Annotated in this window: 1 protein-coding gene; it reads left to right on the forward strand. The window is 59.5% G+C overall.

Features of this window, described 5'->3' with window-relative positions; genetic code table 11:
- Positions 1-51 precede the first annotated feature (51 nt).
- Positions 52-363 carry a transposase gene (locus LOH53_RS16740; RefSeq protein WP_230068896.1) on the forward strand — a complete coding sequence of 104 codons (312 nt, stop codon included), beginning with the start codon at positions 52-54 and terminating at the stop codon, positions 361-363.
- Positions 364-536 lie beyond the last annotated feature (173 nt).

The raw sequence follows: 536 nt of genomic DNA on the forward strand, positions 1-536 counted from the left end.
TGAACCGTCCCGGATTTGATGCCGCTGTCTTTTTTGAGAAAGATGGCAATCATGCCCAAGAGATACCCAGCCGAAGTTCGTGATCGTGCCGTGCGGATGGTCAATGACCGGCTCTGCGAGTACCCTTCTGTGTTCGCTGCTTGCAAGGCCCTGGCCCCGAAGCTCGATGTTGGCCCCGAATCGTTGCGTCGATGGGTGCTCCAAGCCCAGATCGACACTGGTGAGAAGGACGGCCCTACGAGCACTGAACTTGATGAACTCAAGGCGTTACGCGCCGAGAATCGGGACCTGAAAGAAGCCAATGAAATCCTAAAAGCAGCATCGATTTTCTTCGCGAGGGAGCTCGACCCTCGCCGCCGCTGATCTGCCGGTTCATTGACGAGCAACGGGCCGAAGGCTGTGCGGTCGAGTCGATCTGCGCCGTCCTGCGTGAGCAGGGCGTGCAGGTCGCCGCACGAAGCTACCGGGCCTGGAAAACACGGTTGCCGGCCCTGCGCGCGATCGAGGACGCGAAGGTCATTGACACGTTACGCAGC

Origin of the sequence: Arthrobacter cryoconiti (assembly GCF_020905375.1) — a bacterium.
Taxonomy (GTDB): domain Bacteria; phylum Actinomycetota; class Actinomycetes; order Actinomycetales; family Micrococcaceae; genus Specibacter; species Specibacter cryoconiti.